Annotated in this window: 12 protein-coding genes; 6 read left to right on the top strand and 6 right to left on the bottom strand. The window is 65.6% G+C overall.

From position 1 onward, the window contains the following. Positions 1–55 precede the first annotated feature (55 nt). Complete coding sequence (locus tag ACVWW6_RS32810; protein WP_456682111.1) at positions 56–1,297, bottom strand: efflux RND transporter periplasmic adaptor subunit; 1,242 nt, start codon at positions 1,295–1,297, stop codon at positions 56–58. Positions 1,298–1,498: 201 nt separating this feature from the next. On the opposite strand from ACVWW6_RS32810, the gene ACVWW6_RS32805 reads away from it, so the two are divergent. After that, entirely contained in the window at positions 1,499–2,104 is a 606-nt protein-coding gene (locus ACVWW6_RS32805; protein ID WP_211433437.1) for a TetR/AcrR family transcriptional regulator, read from the top strand. A 37-nt stretch (positions 2,105–2,141) separates the two neighbouring features. Here ACVWW6_RS32805 and ACVWW6_RS32800 read toward each other — a convergent pair whose 3' ends face one another. From ACVWW6_RS32800 to ACVWW6_RS32785, 4 genes are all read right to left on the bottom strand, one after another. After that, a complete protein-coding gene (locus tag ACVWW6_RS32800; protein WP_456682110.1) occupies positions 2,142–3,626 on the bottom strand; it encodes an amidase in 1,485 nt (494 codons plus the stop codon). 369 nt (positions 3,627–3,995) lie between these two features. Next, a complete protein-coding gene (locus tag ACVWW6_RS32795) occupies positions 3,996–5,363 on the bottom strand; it encodes an MFS transporter (protein WP_304552724.1) in 1,368 nt (455 codons plus the stop codon). Positions 5,364–5,437: 74 nt separating this feature from the next. Beyond that, the gene (locus tag ACVWW6_RS32790; RefSeq protein ID WP_456682109.1) at positions 5,438–6,967 is read right to left on the bottom strand and encodes an aldehyde dehydrogenase; all 1,530 of its coding nucleotides are present in this window, start codon (positions 6,965–6,967) and stop codon (positions 5,438–5,440) included. Further along, a complete protein-coding gene (locus ACVWW6_RS32785; protein WP_456683207.1) occupies positions 6,964–7,614 on the bottom strand; it encodes a GntR family transcriptional regulator in 651 nt (216 codons plus the stop codon). The genes ACVWW6_RS32790 and ACVWW6_RS32785 overlap by 4 nt, the downstream gene beginning before the upstream one ends. 144 nt (positions 7,615–7,758) lie before the next feature. Here ACVWW6_RS32785 and ACVWW6_RS32780 point away from each other — a divergent pair, with 144 nt between their 5' ends. From ACVWW6_RS32780 to rnz, 5 genes are all read left to right on the top strand, one after another. Continuing rightward, positions 7,759–8,532, top strand: a complete 774-nt coding sequence (locus tag ACVWW6_RS32780) for an alpha/beta fold hydrolase (RefSeq protein WP_028170933.1) — start codon at positions 7,759–7,761, stop codon at positions 8,530–8,532. Positions 8,533–8,897: 365 nt separating this feature from the next. Beyond that, positions 8,898–10,115 (top strand): multidrug effflux MFS transporter, encoded by a 1,218-nt coding sequence (locus tag ACVWW6_RS32775; RefSeq protein ID WP_271556524.1) that lies wholly within the window; start codon positions 8,898–8,900, stop codon positions 10,113–10,115. A 15-nt stretch (positions 10,116–10,130) separates the two neighbouring features. Further along, a complete protein-coding gene (gene guaD, locus ACVWW6_RS32770) occupies positions 10,131–11,528 on the top strand; it encodes a guanine deaminase (protein WP_271556526.1) in 1,398 nt (465 codons plus the stop codon). A gap of 10 nt (positions 11,529–11,538) precedes the next feature. Then, on the top strand, positions 11,539–12,522 hold the full coding sequence (locus ACVWW6_RS32765; RefSeq protein ID WP_271556528.1) for an antibiotic biosynthesis monooxygenase: 984 nt from the start codon (positions 11,539–11,541) through the stop codon (positions 12,520–12,522). A gap of 67 nt (positions 12,523–12,589) precedes the next feature. Then, on the top strand, positions 12,590–13,495 hold the full coding sequence (rnz, locus tag ACVWW6_RS32760) for a ribonuclease Z (RefSeq protein WP_456682108.1): 906 nt from the start codon (positions 12,590–12,592) through the stop codon (positions 13,493–13,495). Between the two features lie 10 nt (positions 13,496–13,505). On the opposite strand, the gene ACVWW6_RS32755 is transcribed toward rnz, so the two are convergent. Beyond that, the gene (locus ACVWW6_RS32755) at positions 13,506–14,339 is read right to left on the bottom strand and encodes an IclR family transcriptional regulator (RefSeq protein ID WP_456682107.1); all 834 of its coding nucleotides are present in this window, start codon (positions 14,337–14,339) and stop codon (positions 13,506–13,508) included. Positions 14,340–14,410 lie beyond the last annotated feature (71 nt).

The raw sequence follows: 14,410 nt of genomic DNA, 5'->3' as shown, positions 1-14,410 counted from the left end.
TCGTAACTTCGAGATTCCGGGTTCGCGACTTCGTCGCGCCCCGGAATGACGGTGATTAACGTTGCACCACGTCCTGGTTGCTGCGGTTGGCCGCTTGCTGCCCCCGCGCGCCCATCGCCGCGACCTCCGTCTTGAGGAGGGCGCCGGGACGCACGCGCTGCAGGCCGTTGACGATGATGCGATCGCCGGGCTTCAGGCCCGCGGTGACGATGCGCAAGCCGTCGACCGCGCCACCGAGCGTGATCGGACGGTAGACCGCGCGGCTGTCGTCGCCGACCGCCATCACGAACTTCTTGTCCTGGTCGGTGCCGATCGCGCGCTCGTCGATCATCACCAGCGTCTGCTGCTTCGGCTGGCCCATGCGCACGCGGGCGAACTGGCCGGGGATCAGACGCCCGTCCTCGTTCCTGAACACCGCGCGGACACGGATGGTGCCGCTCTGGCCGTTGACCTGGTTGTCGATGAGCTGGATGTGGCCTTTCGCCGAAAGGCCGCCTGAGGTCGCCATCTCCACCGGGATCTGGTCGAGATTGCCGCGCTTGCCCGAGGCGTCCGCGATCGAGTTCAGCGCATGCAGCACGACCTCTTCATCCGCATCGAAGGACGCGTAGATCGGATTGACGGAAACCAGCGAGGTCAGCACCGGGGAGGCGGTGCCGGCGGCAACGAGATTGCCGACGGTCACCTCGATCTTGCCGACGCGGCCGTCCACGGGCGCGCGCACCTCGGTGTAATCGAGATTGAGCCTTGCGGTCTGCAGCGTCGCTTCCGCCGCCTTGACGTTGGCGATGGCCTCGCGATTGGCGTTGTCGCGCTGGTCGTAGTCGCGCCGCGTGACGACCGCGTTGCCGACGAGCTGCGCACCGCGCTCGAGCTCGCTCTGGGTGAACACCACGCGCGCCTTCGCCGCCTCGAGCTGGGCGTTGGCCTTGTCGACCTCGGCCGCGTAGGGCGCCGGATCGATCTTGAACAGCACGTCGCCGGCTTTCACCAGCGCGCCTTCGGTGAAGTTGGTCGACAGGATCGCACCGGCCACGCGCGGACGAAGCTCGACGCGTTGGATGGCCTCGAGCCGGCCGGAGAAATCATCCCACAGCACGGTCGGCCGTGGCTCGATCATCGCGACCGTGACGGAGACGGCCTGCTCGGCCGCGGCAGCTGTTGCGGTCGCCTGCGCAGCACGAAAGTAATGGCCGGTCGCGATCGAACCGGCCACGGCGAGGGCGCCCACGATGGCGGCGCCGCCGAGAAGGCGGCGGATACGGCCAGGGCGAGAGGTATTTTGGGAGGGGGGCATTTGCGCGCTCCAGATATGTAGTGTTCACTACAGATGTGGAGCTGGATACCGCAGCGCAAGATACTTATGTACCGTTTGCTAAGAAAATTGTAGCCGCTTACCGCAAGCATTGGAAGGCGGAAGAGAAAATAAAGCTAGAACAAATAGATAGGATTTGACGTTAAGCTTCACGCAGAACGTGAATTCCGAGGAGACAGGCACATGGGCATGGGACGCCCCCGGGAATTCGACGCCGAAACGGCGTTGGACCAAGCGATGGAAGTGTTCTGGCGCCACGGCTATGAGGGCGCCACCATCGCGCAGCTCACCGAAGCGATGGGCATCAACCCGCCGAGCCTTTACGCCTGTTTCGGCAACAAGGAAGGCCTGCTGAAGGCCGCGCTCGACCGCTACACCAAGCTGCGTAACGTCTGGATGGACGGCGTGGTCTCGGCGCCGACCGCCCGCGAGGTCGCCGAGCGGATGCTGATGGGCATCGCCGACAAGCAGACCGATCCCGCCAATCCGCCCGGATGCCTGCTCGTGCAGGGCGGCATCGCCTGCGGCAGCGGCTCCGAGAATGTCCCCTTCGAACTCGCCGCCCGCCGCGCTCAGAACGAAGATCAGCTCCGCGACCGTTTTGTTCGCGCCAAGGCGGAAGGTGATCTCAAGCCGGGCTCTGATCCCGCCGCGCTCGCGCGCTACGTCTCTGCGGTCTCCGTCGGCATGGGCGTGATGGCGTCTTCGGGCGCAGATCGCGAAGCGCTGCGGCAGGTGGCGAGCGTGGCCGTGCAGGCGGTCGAGGCGCAATCGGCCGGGAGAACGTGACGGCTGCCAGCGTCGCCGGCTTCTGTCATCTTGTGGACTACATGGCAGGGAGCGACGGCGGCGGGACGAAGCCGCCGAACTCGCGCTCGATCAGCCCGGCCAGCGCAATCGTCGTGCGGTCCTCGAGGTAAGGCCCGATGATCTGGACGCCGATTGGCAAGCCCGTCGCCGTGCGCTCGATCGGAACGGCGGTCGCCGGCAGGCCGCAGGTCGATGCGGGATCAGCCCAGATGAAGCACGCATCGGAGTAGTTGTAGAGCTTTCCATCGATGTCGAGCTGCCGAGCGTCGAACGGTTCGGACTGGTCGTGCGGAAAGGCCGGCACGGCGGCCGTCGGGTAGATCACCGCGTCGAACTCGCGGAAGAAGAGCTGCCACCGCTGCTGCAACTGCAGGCGGGCCGCATCGGTCGCCAGCCACTCCCGATGGATCATGCCCCAGCCGCGGGCGCGCTCGGCCTGCAGGCTGCGGTCGTCCGGCGAGAGTGCGGCGGCAAGTCCTTGCGCCTCCGCGAGGGCGGCCGGTGTCAGGCGCGGACTTCGCGCGGCGTTGAGCAGCTTCATGTAGAGCCGCGCGGATTCGGAGAGATCGGGCAGCGACGTGCTCGAGCGCACGACCTGCGCGCCCGAACGCTGGAGCCGTTCCGCCAGCCGTCCGATCGCGGAACGCACTGCGTCGCCCGTCGGCATGAGAGGATGGGTATCGATCACGAGGATCCTGAAATTCGTGAGCTGGTCATGTCGCGGCGCCGGCAGCGCAAGGCGATAGCCGATCCCGTCGCGTGTCTCGTCAGGGCCGGCAATCACGTCGAGCGCCAGCGCAAGGTCGGAGGCAGTACGCGCCATCGGTCCAACGACAGCCAGATCGCCCTGGCCGGGGACGGGCGGCGCCGGCGGCAGGCTGTATCCGCGCAGCGGGACCAGGCCGAGGCTCGGCTTGTGTCCGAACACACCGCAGAAATGCGAGGGGACCCGGATCGATCCGCCGATATCCGAGCCGATAGAGAGCGGACCGAACCCCGCGGCCAGCGCCGCTCCGCATCCGCCTGAGGAGCCACCGGGCGAGCGGCCGAGGTCCCACGGGTTGTTCGTCGTCCCGTGGATGTCGTTGTAGCTCTGGAAATCCCGCAGCCCGATCGGGATATTGGTCTTGCCGATGATGATGGCGCCCGCCGCCTTCAACCGCGAGACGACGAGGGCATCTTCCTCCGGTTGGAAGTCCTTGAAATGCGGAAAGCCCCATGTCGTCGGCAGGCCGGCGACGTTGAATGGTTCTTTCAGGGTCACGGGGATGCCCAGCAATGGCTGGCGCTCGCCGCGGCCAAGCGCGGCGTCGGCAGCGCGCGCGGCGTCCTTTGCGCGGTCGAAATCGCGTACGATGACGGCATTGATCTTGCCGTCCAGGGCCTCGATGCGGGCGATCGTATGCGCGAGCAGCTCCGACGCCGAGATCTTGCGGGTGTGCAGAGCGCTCAGCAGCATGCTGATCGAGCCGTAGTTCAAGGCGGCGGCATCTGCGGTCATCACGAACTCCATTGCATCTCATCGTCTCGGCGAGCCGATCCGGGGATGGAACATGCAATGTTGGGAGCGTGATGAGGAGGCAGCGCAACGGGAACCAGATCTGCCCGCCGGTCAGGGCGGGGGCTGGTCGCATTTGGGAGCCAGGAGACTGCCGGACGAACTCGGCCTGCATGGTTCGAGACGCCCGCTTTGGCGGGCTCCTCACCATGAGGGGCAGACATCCCGCCGCAAAACGCGACCTCATCCTGAGGGCCCGCCGTAGGCGGGCGTCTCGAAGGATGGGCCGCGGGCGAGCTTCCCGCCACGCCTTCTTATGCGATCGTCCCGACGTCGATGCCGGGGCGCCCGCAGACCAGCGAACAGTGATGCTCAGGAAGCTTCCTTGAGCACCGGCGAAGCCGATTCCTCGGCCTTGAGCTCCTCGAGGCTGCGATGCCGCGGCTCGATGCCGAGCGCCCAGACCGTGATGATCTGCACCACCAGCAGTCCGATCATCAGCGCCATCACGCCGGCCACGCCGCGCGTCTCGAACAGCGACACCACGAGGAATGGTGTGACGATCGTGGCGCCGCGCCCGAGCGTGTTGACGATGCCCGAAGCGCGCAGGCGGACCTCGGTCGGAAACAGCTCGGGGATGTAGATGCCGAACAGAAGCGCGACCAGGACGTAGATCGGCACCGTCAGCGCAAAGCCCACGGCCGGCAGCAGGATCGGATCGGAGATCATGGGGTAGAGGACGCCGAGCGCCACTGCGATCAGCGACGCGCCGATGATGGTCGGCTTCCGGCCCCAGCGGTCGGCGGTCAATGCGCCGATCGCCGCGCCGACGGGAGCGCCGAGCGCCATCAGCAGCGAGTAGCCGAACGAGGTTGCGATCGAGAGCCCTTGCTTGACGAAGAACACCGGGAGCCAGGTCACGAAGCCATAGAGCAGGGTGTTGATCGTGATCAGGCAGACGGCGCCGACGATCATCCGCGACAGCAAGGGAGCAGTGAACAGCGTGCCGAGATCGGGGGACACTGGGGCCGGTGCCGTAGCTGCGGGAGGAGGCAAGGGCTGGCCTTGCGCCGCCTCCTTCTCGATGGCCTGCATCAGCGCTTCCGCTTCAGCGGTGCGACCGACCGCTTCCAGCCAGCGCGGGGATTCCGGCAACGACTTGCGCATGTACCAGACGACGAGCGCGCCGACGCCGCCGAGCACGAACATGGAGCGCCAGCCGAACTGCGGCACGAGTACCGATGCGACCAGCAGGGCGACCGGCAGACCGGTGACGACGCAGACGGCCGTGAAGCCGAGCCATTTTCCGCGGGTGCGCGCGGGCACGAATTCCGTCATCGTCGAATAGCCGACGACATTCTCCGCCCCTAAGCCGACCCCCATCACGAAGCGGCAGGCAATGAGGAAGGCCATATCAGGCGAGAACGCGGCGGCGAGGGAAGCGATGCCGAAAAGCAGCAAATTGAATTGATAGGTGAAGCGGCGTCCGTAGCGGTCGCCGAGAAAGCCGGTGCCGAACGATCCCAGCATCATGCCGACGAAGGTCGCGGAGATGAAAGCCGCGTTCTGGGCGAGCGTCGAAAAGCCCGTCTTCAGCGTCACGCTCAGCACGGTCCCGGCGATATAGATGTCGAAGCCGTCGAAAAACATGCCGATGCCGATCAGCAGCATGATGCGGCGGTGGAATGGCCCGATCGGCAGCCGATCAAGACGGCTGCCTGCGTTCACCGATGTCGACATATACGCTCTCCCTTGACTGTTATCCCCGTTGATGCGGCCCACCTTCTCTGGGCGGTCTGCCGCTTGCAGTTTGGCTAGTTCAGTCGCTTCTGATTGGCCGTGTCGCGATACCAGTCGAACGGCTGCTCGTGGGTCGCGACCATCACGCTCTTGGTGTTGAAATGGTCGTTGAAGCTCTCGGTGCCGCATTCGCGGCCGATGCCGGAATCGTCGACGCCTCCCCAGGGCGAGGCCGGATCGAGCCGGTGGTGGTCGTTGATCCAGACGATGCCGGCCTTGACCGAGGCGGCGACGCGATGCGCGCGGGCGACGTCGCGGGTGCGGATGGCTGCGGCGAGGCCGAAGGGCGAGTCGTTGGCGAGCCGGAGTGCATCGGCCTCGTCCTTGAACGGCGTCACCGAGGTGAACGGACCGAACACCTCTTCCTGGAAGATGCGCATGTCGGATTTGACGTCGGCGAAGACCGTGGGCTCGACGAAATAGCCGTTCTCATGGCCCGGCACCTTCGCGGCAACGCCGCCAGTGACGAGACGCGCGCCGTCGGCGTGACCGTAGCCCGCATAGGTGAGAACGCGGTCGCGCTGCTTGGCCGAGATCACGGGACCCATTTGGGTGGCGGGATCGAAGGGATCGCCGACGCGGATCGTGCGGGTCTTGGCCTGCAGCTTCTCGACGAACTCGTCGTAGATCGAGGCCTGGACGATGTGGCGCGAGGCGCAGACGCAGGTCTGGCCGGCGCCGATGAAGGCGCCGAACGCGGCGTAATTGACGGCGCGGTCGACGTCGAAATCGTCGAACACCATCACAGGCGTCTTGCCGCCGAGCTCCATGGTTTGATGCGCGAACACTTTTGCGGCCGCGCTGCCGGCGATGCGGCCTGCCTCGGTGCCGCCGGTCAGGACCAGCTTGTTGATGTCGCCATGCTCGGCCAGCATCTTGCCGGCGCTCTGGCCGAGGCCCAGCACGATATTGAAGACGCCCGGCGGAAGGCCGGCTTCGGTGAAGATCTGCGCGAGCTTCAAGGTCGTCAGCGGCGTATATTCGGACGGCTTGACCACGGTGACGCATCCGGTCGCCAGCACCACGGCCAGCGACTTGCATAGGATCATCAGCGGATGGTTGAAGGGCGTGCAGTTGGCGACGATGCCGATCGGCGTGCGAAGCGTGTAGTTCAGATACGCGCCTTCCACGGGGATCACGGAGTCGCGGCGCGCCAGCGCAACGCCCGCAAAGTAGCGAAAGAAATCGGGCAGGCGGGAGAGCTGCGCGCGGGTCTCGTTGACCGGGCGGCCGTTGTTGAGGGTTTCCAGCCGGTACAGGCTGTCGAGATTGGCCTCGAAGGCATCGGCGAGCTTGTTGACCAGTCTGGCACGGGCGCGCGTATCCATGCCGCCCCAGGCCTTGCCTTCGAACGCGGCGCGCGCGCTCTTCATGGCGCGGTCGATGTCCTCGGCAGTTGAATTGGGAATGCGGGCAATGACGTCGCCGGTCGCGGGGTTGCGTACGTCGAGCATCGCGCCGTTGCCGGCTTCGACTTCACGTCCGTCGATGAAATTGCCATGGGTTTCGACGTCGATCGACGCAGGTTTTGAAGGAATGTTCATGATGACCTCTCCTCGACGATGACGGCGTTGCGCTTGAGCGCCGGCAGAACGCGTTTTTCGGTGGCCCCGATATGAGCCTTGATGATGCGCGCCGCGGTTCGCGTCTCGCGGCTCTGCATGGCGTCGATCAGGGCGATGTGCTCGGCGACGAGCTTCGCGGGGTCGTGTCCCCTAAGGTTGGAGATGCTGACGCGGACCAGCCGGTCGGCCTGGCCGATCAGGTCGCACAGCGCCGTCGCCATCCGGCGATTGCCGGACGCATGCGCCAGCGCGGAGTGGAAGGCGCGATTGTAGGCGATGAAGTCCTCGTGGTTGCCGGCGAAGCGGCGAAATTCATCGAGCGATTTCAGGACACTGTCGGGCGCGCTCTCGATCGCCTCGGCAACGCAGGCCGGCTCCAGCGCGAGACGGAAGCGTAGCAGGTCGCGGGCGTCCGCCAGCGAGATCGGCGTGACCCGGTAGCCCTGGCGCGGCTGCACCGTCACGAGATGCTCGCGCTGCAGGCGCAGAAGCGCATCCCGGACCGGTTGCCGGCTCACTTCATAGCGCTCGGCAAGGTCCTGCTCGCGCATTTCATCGCCCGGCGCGAAGCGACAAGCTAAAATATCAGACCTGAGACGGTCGTAGATATTCTCGCGCAAAAGCATCATATGTTTGGTCTCCTTGGCATTAATATCTCAATCGTGATATTTCACGTCAAGGGCCAAATGCTTGAATTCCCTGACAGTTGATTTATCAATCAGCGCCTCCGCGGCGCGCCAACGACCGACGAAGTGAGGGAAAGACCGGACATGGACAGGCTTCTTGCCAACGGGACCGTCAACGCCGCGCAATCGGGCGAGGGGCCGCCGCTGTTCCTCTTTCACTCGCTGTTGTCGGATCGCGCGAGCTTCGATGCGATCGTGCCTGAGCTTCAGAGGTCGTTTCGCACCATCGTGCCGGAGCTGCCGGGGTTCGGCCGTTCACGCCCGGTGGACGGCGGCCTTGCTGCGGTCGCGGACCGGATGGCCGAGGCCGTGCGCGAAGGCGCGGGCGGCGCGCCGGCGATCGTGCTCGGCAATGGTTACGGTGGGTTCGTCGCGTTGCAGATGGCGATCCGGCATCAAGAGATCGCCAGCAAGCTCATTCTCGCCGACAGCGGCGCAGCGTTCTCGGAGCCCGGCCGCGAGGCGTTTCGCAACATGGCGAAGGCATCGCGCGAGAAGGGGTTGGAGGCCATCACCGACGTCGCGATGCGTCGCCTGTTTGCGCCCGAGTTCCAGGCGCAGCATCCGGAGTTGATGCAGGATCGTCGTGCCGCGTTTCTGCGGGCGGATCCCGACGTGTTCCGCGCCGCGTGCGATGCATTGGCGAGCCTCGATCTCCGAGCCGAGCTTGCCGCGGTGAAAGTTCCGGTCCTCGTTCTCGTGGGCGAGCGCGACGAAGCGACGCCGCCGCCGATGTCGCGCGAATTGGCCGCCGGATTGCCGCGCGCCGAGCTCAAGGTCATCCCGGGCTGCGCCCACGTGCCGCAGCTTCAATCGCCGCGACAGTTTCTCGGAGCTCTTCAAGGCTTCCTGCTTTGAAGACGCAGCGATGCCTTCCGAACGGTTAATGGTTCGGCTCGGCGGCGAATTCAGCTTTGGGGATCGTGCAATCCTGCGCCTGTCTTGCCCGACGTGTCAAACGTCCTCGCGGGCAAGGCGCGAGCCCGCGCGGCAGGAAATTCCTCATTGATTTGTACTGTGCATGGGGTTGTTTTCGCGTTTTTTGTTTGGACCCCCAGGTAGCGACGATCGGCACGTCAGCCGTCTGCATTGAACCGGACCTCCTAAGAGTTTTTACACACAGTTCTGGCACGCTCCGCGCGTCCATATCCGCACCCCGCATCGTCGCGTCTCATTGCGCGCACGAAAAGATGGAACCCGCGGGCATCGAGGGGGCGTTACCCATGACTGCACTTACTTCGGACGCCGGTCGTGCGAAGGGCGGGATCGTGCCGATCCTGTTGTGCGTCGTGCCGTTCAGCCAGATTCCGCTCGATGCCTATACGCCCGGCCTGCCGCAGATGGTGGTGGATCTTTCCGCCGATCCGGCGTCGATGCAGAACACCGTCACCGCCTACATGCTCGGCATGAGCCTCGCACTGGTGCCGGTCGGCATCGCCTCCGATACGCTCGGTCGCCGCAACGTCCTGCTCGCGGGGCTGTCGGTGCTCATCGCGATGAGCATTGCCTGCGCGCTCGCCAACAGCGCATCGCTGCTGCTTGCGCTGCGCTTCCTGCAAGGCGTCGGCGGCTGCACCTGCCTCGTCGTTGCCTATGCGGTCGCGGCCGATTGCTTTCGTGGCCGCGAGCTCACCGCGATCTCCGGCCTGCTTGGCGCGGCCTGGGGACTTGCACCGGTGCTTGCACCCGCGGCCGGCGGCTTCATCGTCGAGCTGACGTCGTGGCGCGGAGTGTTCGTCATCATCGCCATTGCCGCGGAGATCGTCGCCGCGATCGTCGTGCTGTTGCTGCCCGAGACGTTGCCGGCGGAGCGGCGCACGCCGTTCGATCCGCGCCGCACGGCCAGCATCCTTCGCGCCGCGCTTGTTCGTCCCGGCTTCCTGGCCTTCGTGCTGGTCTTTGCCGCGGCGGCGAGCGCGCAACTGGCGTTCGGCGTCGTCGCGCCCTTCTTCTACCAGACCGGCCTCGGTTATTCGGCGGCGATCTACGGCCTCGTTGCGCTCGGCCTTGGCGGCGTCAATCTCGCCGGCGAGCTCGGCTGCGCGCATTTCGCGCGCTTCATGCCGGCCCGCATGCTGGGCTTCGGCGCCTTCGCGCTGTTTCTCGCAGGCTCCGCGGTCCTGACCATAACAGGCATGACCATCGGTCTCGATTTCGCATCGATCACGATCGGCGGCGCGCTGGTGCTCGGCGGCTGCGGAGTCCTGTGCCCGATGATGTACGGCATGGCGCTCGGCCTGTTCGAGCGTGACCACGGCCTGATCGGCGGCCTCATCAGCGCACTCTGCTATCTCGCGGTGAGCGGCGCCATGGCCATCGCGGCGGTGCTGCCCGAAGCAACGCAGGCGCCGATCGGCTGGCTTTATCTCGGCCTCTGCACTGTTGCGGGCACGCTGCTCGCGATCTCGCTGCCTGCGGCGCGCCACGCCACACAGACTTAAGGAAGGAACCAGTTCATGACCACCGTCGGTATTCGCGGCACGTTCTTCGATTTCGTCGACGATCCCTGGAAGCACATCGGCAACGAGCAAGCGGCTGCGCGCTTTCATCAGGACGGCCTCATGGTCGTCACCGGCGGCGTCATCAAGGCGTTCGGTCCGTACGAGAAGATCGCCGCCGCGCATCCGGGCGTTGAGATCACCCATATCAAGGGCCGCATCATCGTCCCGGGCTTCATCGACGGCCACATCCATCTGCCTCAGACCCGCGTGCTCGGTGCCTATGGCGAGCAGCTCTTGCCGTGGCTGCAGAAGTCGATCTATCCCGAGGAGATCAAGTACAAGGATCGCAACTACGCGCGCGAAGGCGTGAAGCGTTTTCTCGATGCACTGCTCGCCGCCGGCACCACCACCTGCCAGGCCTTCACCAGCTCCTCACCGGTCGCGACCGAAGAGCTGTTCGAGGAGGCAAGCAGGCGCAACATGCGCGTGATCGCGGGTCTCACCGGGATCGACCGCAACGCGCCGGCCGAATTCATCGATACGCCCGAGAATTTCTATCGCGACAGCAAGCGGCTGATCGCGCAGTATCACGACAAGGGCCGTAACCTCTACGCTATCACGCCGCGCTTCGCCTTCGGCGCCTCGCCCGAGCTGCTGAAGGCGTGTCAGCGCCTCAAGCATGAGCATCCGGACTGCTGGGTCAATACCCACATCTCCGAGAATCCGGCCGAGTGCAGCGGCGTGCTGGTCGAGCACCCGGACTGCCAGGACTATCTCGGCGTCTACGAGAAGTTCGACCTGGTCGGCCCAAAGTTCTCCGGCGGCCACGGCGTCTATCTCTCGAACAACGAATTCCGCCGCATGTCCAAGAAAGGCGCGGCGGTGGTGTTCTGCCCGTGCTCGAACCTGTTCCTCGGCAGCGGCCTGTTCCGTCTCGGCCGCGCCACCGATCCGGAGCATCGCGTGAAGATGTCGTTCGGCACCGATGTCGGCGGCGGCAACCGCTTCTCGATGATCTCCGTGCTCGACGACGCCTACAAGGTCGGCATGTGCAACAACACGCTGCTCGACGGCAGCATCGATCCGTCGCGCAAGGACCTCGCGGAAGCCGAGCGCAACAAGCTCTCGCCCTATCGTGGCTTCTGGTCGGTCACGCTCGGCGGCGCCGAAGGCCTCTACATCGACGACAAGCTCGGCAATTTCGAGCCCGGCAAGGAGGCCGATTTCGTCGCGCTCGATCCGAACGGCGGCCCGGTCGCTCAACCCTGGCACCAGTCGCTGGTCGCCGACGGTGCTGGTCCGCGCACGGTCGATGACGCCGCGAACATGCTGTTCGCCGTCATGATGGTCGGTGACGATCGCTGCGTCGACGAGACCTGGGTGATGGGCAAGCGTCTCTACAAGAAGAGCTGAAGCGGACGCGATGAACGGATCACCCGATACGGCCGGCCAGCCGGTCGCCCTCGTCATCCAGCGCCGCATCGCCGACGACGGCTTTGCGGCGTTTGCGCGGTGGAACGGCGAGGTCGGCGAGGTGCTCAAGACCTGGCCCGGCTTTCTCAGCCAGGAGGTGGTACCGCCGCAGCCGCCGGCGCATGTGGACTGGGTGACGATCGTGCGCTTCGCGAGTCCGGCGGCGGCGCGCGCCTGGCTTCAGAGCGAGGTGCGGGCGAAGCTGATTGCGGAGATACAACGCTTCTTCGTTGGTTCGGAGGACGTCCATATCCTGCCCGACACCGGAGTGCAGCGCGACAGCGCGGTCTCCGCCGTGATCTCCTTCAAGGTGCCGGCAGGTTTGGAGGACGCTTTCCTCACCTGGCAGCAGCGCATCCAGGCCGCGGAAGCCGAGTTCAAAGGATTTTTGCGGCACAAGATCGAGCGGCCGATTCCGGGCCTGCACGATGAGTGGATCGTCATCCTGTCATTCGATAGCGATGCCAACCTCAGCGCATGGCTCGACTCGCCGTTGCGGCAGACCCTGCTTAGGGAGGGCGCGCGCTTCAACGCGGGCATGAACGTGAAGCGGGCGAGCTACGGCTTCAATTTCTGGTTCCCGGCCGGCAAGACGCAGGCTCCGGAGCAGGGGCCTGCGTTGATCTGGAAGAGCAACCTCATCGTCCTCCTGGTGCTCTATCCCGTGGTCTACCTCTGGGGCTATTTCGTCAGCGCGCCCTTGATCGACAGCCACGGCGTGCCGGTCTGGCTGTCGCTCTTCGTCGGCAATCTCGTCAGCACCCAGCTGCTCGGCTGGTGGCTGGTGCCGGCCGCCTTCAGGGCGTTGGACTGGTGGGTGACGCCGAAGGCGGCGCTCGGTCGCCAGATCGCGGGCTACGCACTGCTTGGCGCGCTCTACGCCGCGTCGATGGGCCTGTACGCGCTGCTGCTCGCGTGGCATTTGGGGCGGTGAGACCGTCCACCTTGCGCGCCGCTCCGGTGCTGTCGGGGAGAGCGGCGGTCTCTGGACACTGACGAGCATGTTCGCCCTGACATTTCTCGGGACCTCGGCCAGCGTTCCCTCGGCGGAACGCAACCATCCGGCCCTCCTGGTGGAGGCCGCGGGCAAGCGCATCCTGATCGATTGCGGCGAGGGCACGCAGCGTCAGTTGCTGCGCAGTGGCGCCGGCTTCCGGCGGCTCGACCGCATCCTGCTGACGCACGCTCATCTCGATCACGTGCTCGGCATCCCCGGTCTCTTCTCGACGCTGGGCTTGCGGCAATCCTCCGATGTGATGACCATTCATGGCGGCCCGGGCACACTCGACATCGTCATCCGGATGCTGGCGGGCCTGTGGGGCGCGGGCAGGGCGCCGATCCCCGTGGAGTTCGCAGCGCTGAGCGAAGGACAGGTCATCGATGCCGGCGGCTTCACCATCGACTGCTTTCCGGTCCGCCATCGCGACACCGACAGCTTTGGCTTCGTATTCCAAAGCCCCGCGCGCCGTCACCTTCTGTCCGATCGCCTCACCTCGCTCGGTGTGCCCGACGGTCCCTTGCGCGGCGAATTGGCTCAAGGCCGGCCGGTGGTGATCGAAGACGGCCGGACGATCGATCCGGAGGACGTTTTGGGGCCGGCGACCGGCGGCAGGAAGCTCGTCGTGATCGGCGACACCGAGACCACCGAGGGGCTGTCGCAATATGTCGCCGACGCCGACATGCTGGTGATCGAGGCGACGTTTCTCGATCGCGACGCGTCGATCGCGCGGGACTACGGCCACCTTACCGCAGCAGAAGCAGCCGCCTTTGCGGCCGCGAACAATGTCGGACAGCTCGTGCTGACCCATATGTCGGGACGCTACGAGGACGAAGAGATCCTGGCCGAGGCGGCAAGGATCTTCCCGAACAGCCGGATCGCCGCCGACTTCGATCACATCGTCGTCTAGTCCGCCGCCCTCAGCCCGACAATCCCGACTTGATCGCGATATCCTGCACCTGGCGCGTCAACTGCGTCAGTCGCGGCAGCGCCTGGTCGCGAAAGGCCGGCATGTCCATGCGCATCGCGTCGATGGTGACGCTCAATCCCCCGATCACGACACCCTGGGCGTCGAAGATCGGCGTGGCCAGCGTCCGCAAGCCATAGGCGTTCTCGCCGTCGGAGACGGCGTGGCCCTTCTTCTTCACCAGGTCGAGCCGGGCGAGCAGGGCGTCGAGATCGGTCAGCGTTCGCTCCGACAGCTTGACGCGAGGGCGCGCTTCCAGTCGCTCGATCTGCTCGTCCCGCGGCAGATGCGCCAGCATGACATGGCCGAGCGCGGCGCTGTAGGCGGGAATGCGCGAACCCGGCCGGCGATCCATCTTGTGGCGGTCGAGGCCGGCGCCGACGCGCGCGAGATAGATCACGTCGCCGCCGTCGAGGATGCCGAGCGAGGCCGCATCGCCCACGTCAGGCACGAGGTCGCGCAGCAGCGGCTCGACGATGGCTCGCAGCGATCCGTGCGACAGCACGGTGTAGCCGAGGTCGAGACAGGCGAGCCCGAGGCGGAACCGGCGGTTTTGCGGAACCGGCTGGAGATAGCCGAGCTCGATCAGGGTCTGGATCAGCCGGAACGCGGTCCCGCGATCGAGATCGGCGCGTGCGGCGACTTCACTTAAGGTGAGCTCGAAGGCCTCGCTGCTGAAACTCCTGAGCACGGCGAAGGCCTTCCCAACGGAAGCGACATAATTCTTGGGATTCTTTGGGCTAGCTTCAGGTTTGCGCTTCGCGGCCTTCTTCTGGACCTTGGCCATGCTCGAATGCCCCCGTCATGACAGCATCACCCTTGACGCAGGGGCGCGCTGATCTTACTGACAGCATCAGT

It is taken from the genome of Bradyrhizobium sp. USDA 3311, assembly GCF_054062495.1.
The sequence above is the reverse complement of the archived record's forward strand: the minus strand, read 5'-3'. Positions and strand labels throughout refer to the sequence as shown.

Bases quoted from the DNA above. Each gene is read 5' to 3' on its own strand.
- ACVWW6_RS32755 (WP_456682107.1), bottom strand. From the start codon at position 14,339: ATGGCCAAGGTCCAGAAGAAGGCCGCGAAGCGCAAACCTGAAGCTAGC.
- ACVWW6_RS32805 (WP_211433437.1), top strand. From the start codon at position 1,499: ATGGGCATGGGACGCCCCCGGGAATTCGACGCCGAAACGGCGTTGGAC.
- ACVWW6_RS32810 (WP_456682111.1), bottom strand. From the start codon at position 1,297: ATGCCCCCCTCCCAAAATACCTCTCGCCCTGGCCGTATCCGCCGCCTT.
- ACVWW6_RS32765 (WP_271556528.1), top strand. From the start codon at position 11,539: ATGAACGGATCACCCGATACGGCCGGCCAGCCGGTCGCCCTCGTCATC.
- ACVWW6_RS32780 (WP_028170933.1), top strand. From the start codon at position 7,759: ATGGACAGGCTTCTTGCCAACGGGACCGTCAACGCCGCGCAATCGGGC.
- guaD (WP_271556526.1), top strand. From the start codon at position 10,131: ATGACCACCGTCGGTATTCGCGGCACGTTCTTCGATTTCGTCGACGAT.
- ACVWW6_RS32775 (WP_271556524.1), top strand. From the start codon at position 8,898: ATGACTGCACTTACTTCGGACGCCGGTCGTGCGAAGGGCGGGATCGTG.
- ACVWW6_RS32795 (WP_304552724.1), bottom strand. From the start codon at position 5,363: ATGTCGACATCGGTGAACGCAGGCAGCCGTCTTGATCGGCTGCCGATC.
- ACVWW6_RS32785 (WP_456683207.1), bottom strand. From the start codon at position 7,614: ATGCTTTTGCGCGAGAATATCTACGACCGTCTCAGGTCTGATATTTTA.
- ACVWW6_RS32790 (WP_456682109.1), bottom strand. From the start codon at position 6,967: ATGAACATTCCTTCAAAACCTGCGTCGATCGACGTCGAAACCCATGGC.
- ACVWW6_RS32800 (WP_456682110.1), bottom strand. From the start codon at position 3,626: ATGACCGCAGATGCCGCCGCCTTGAACTACGGCTCGATCAGCATGCTG.
- rnz (WP_456682108.1), top strand. From the start codon at position 12,590: ATGTTCGCCCTGACATTTCTCGGGACCTCGGCCAGCGTTCCCTCGGCG.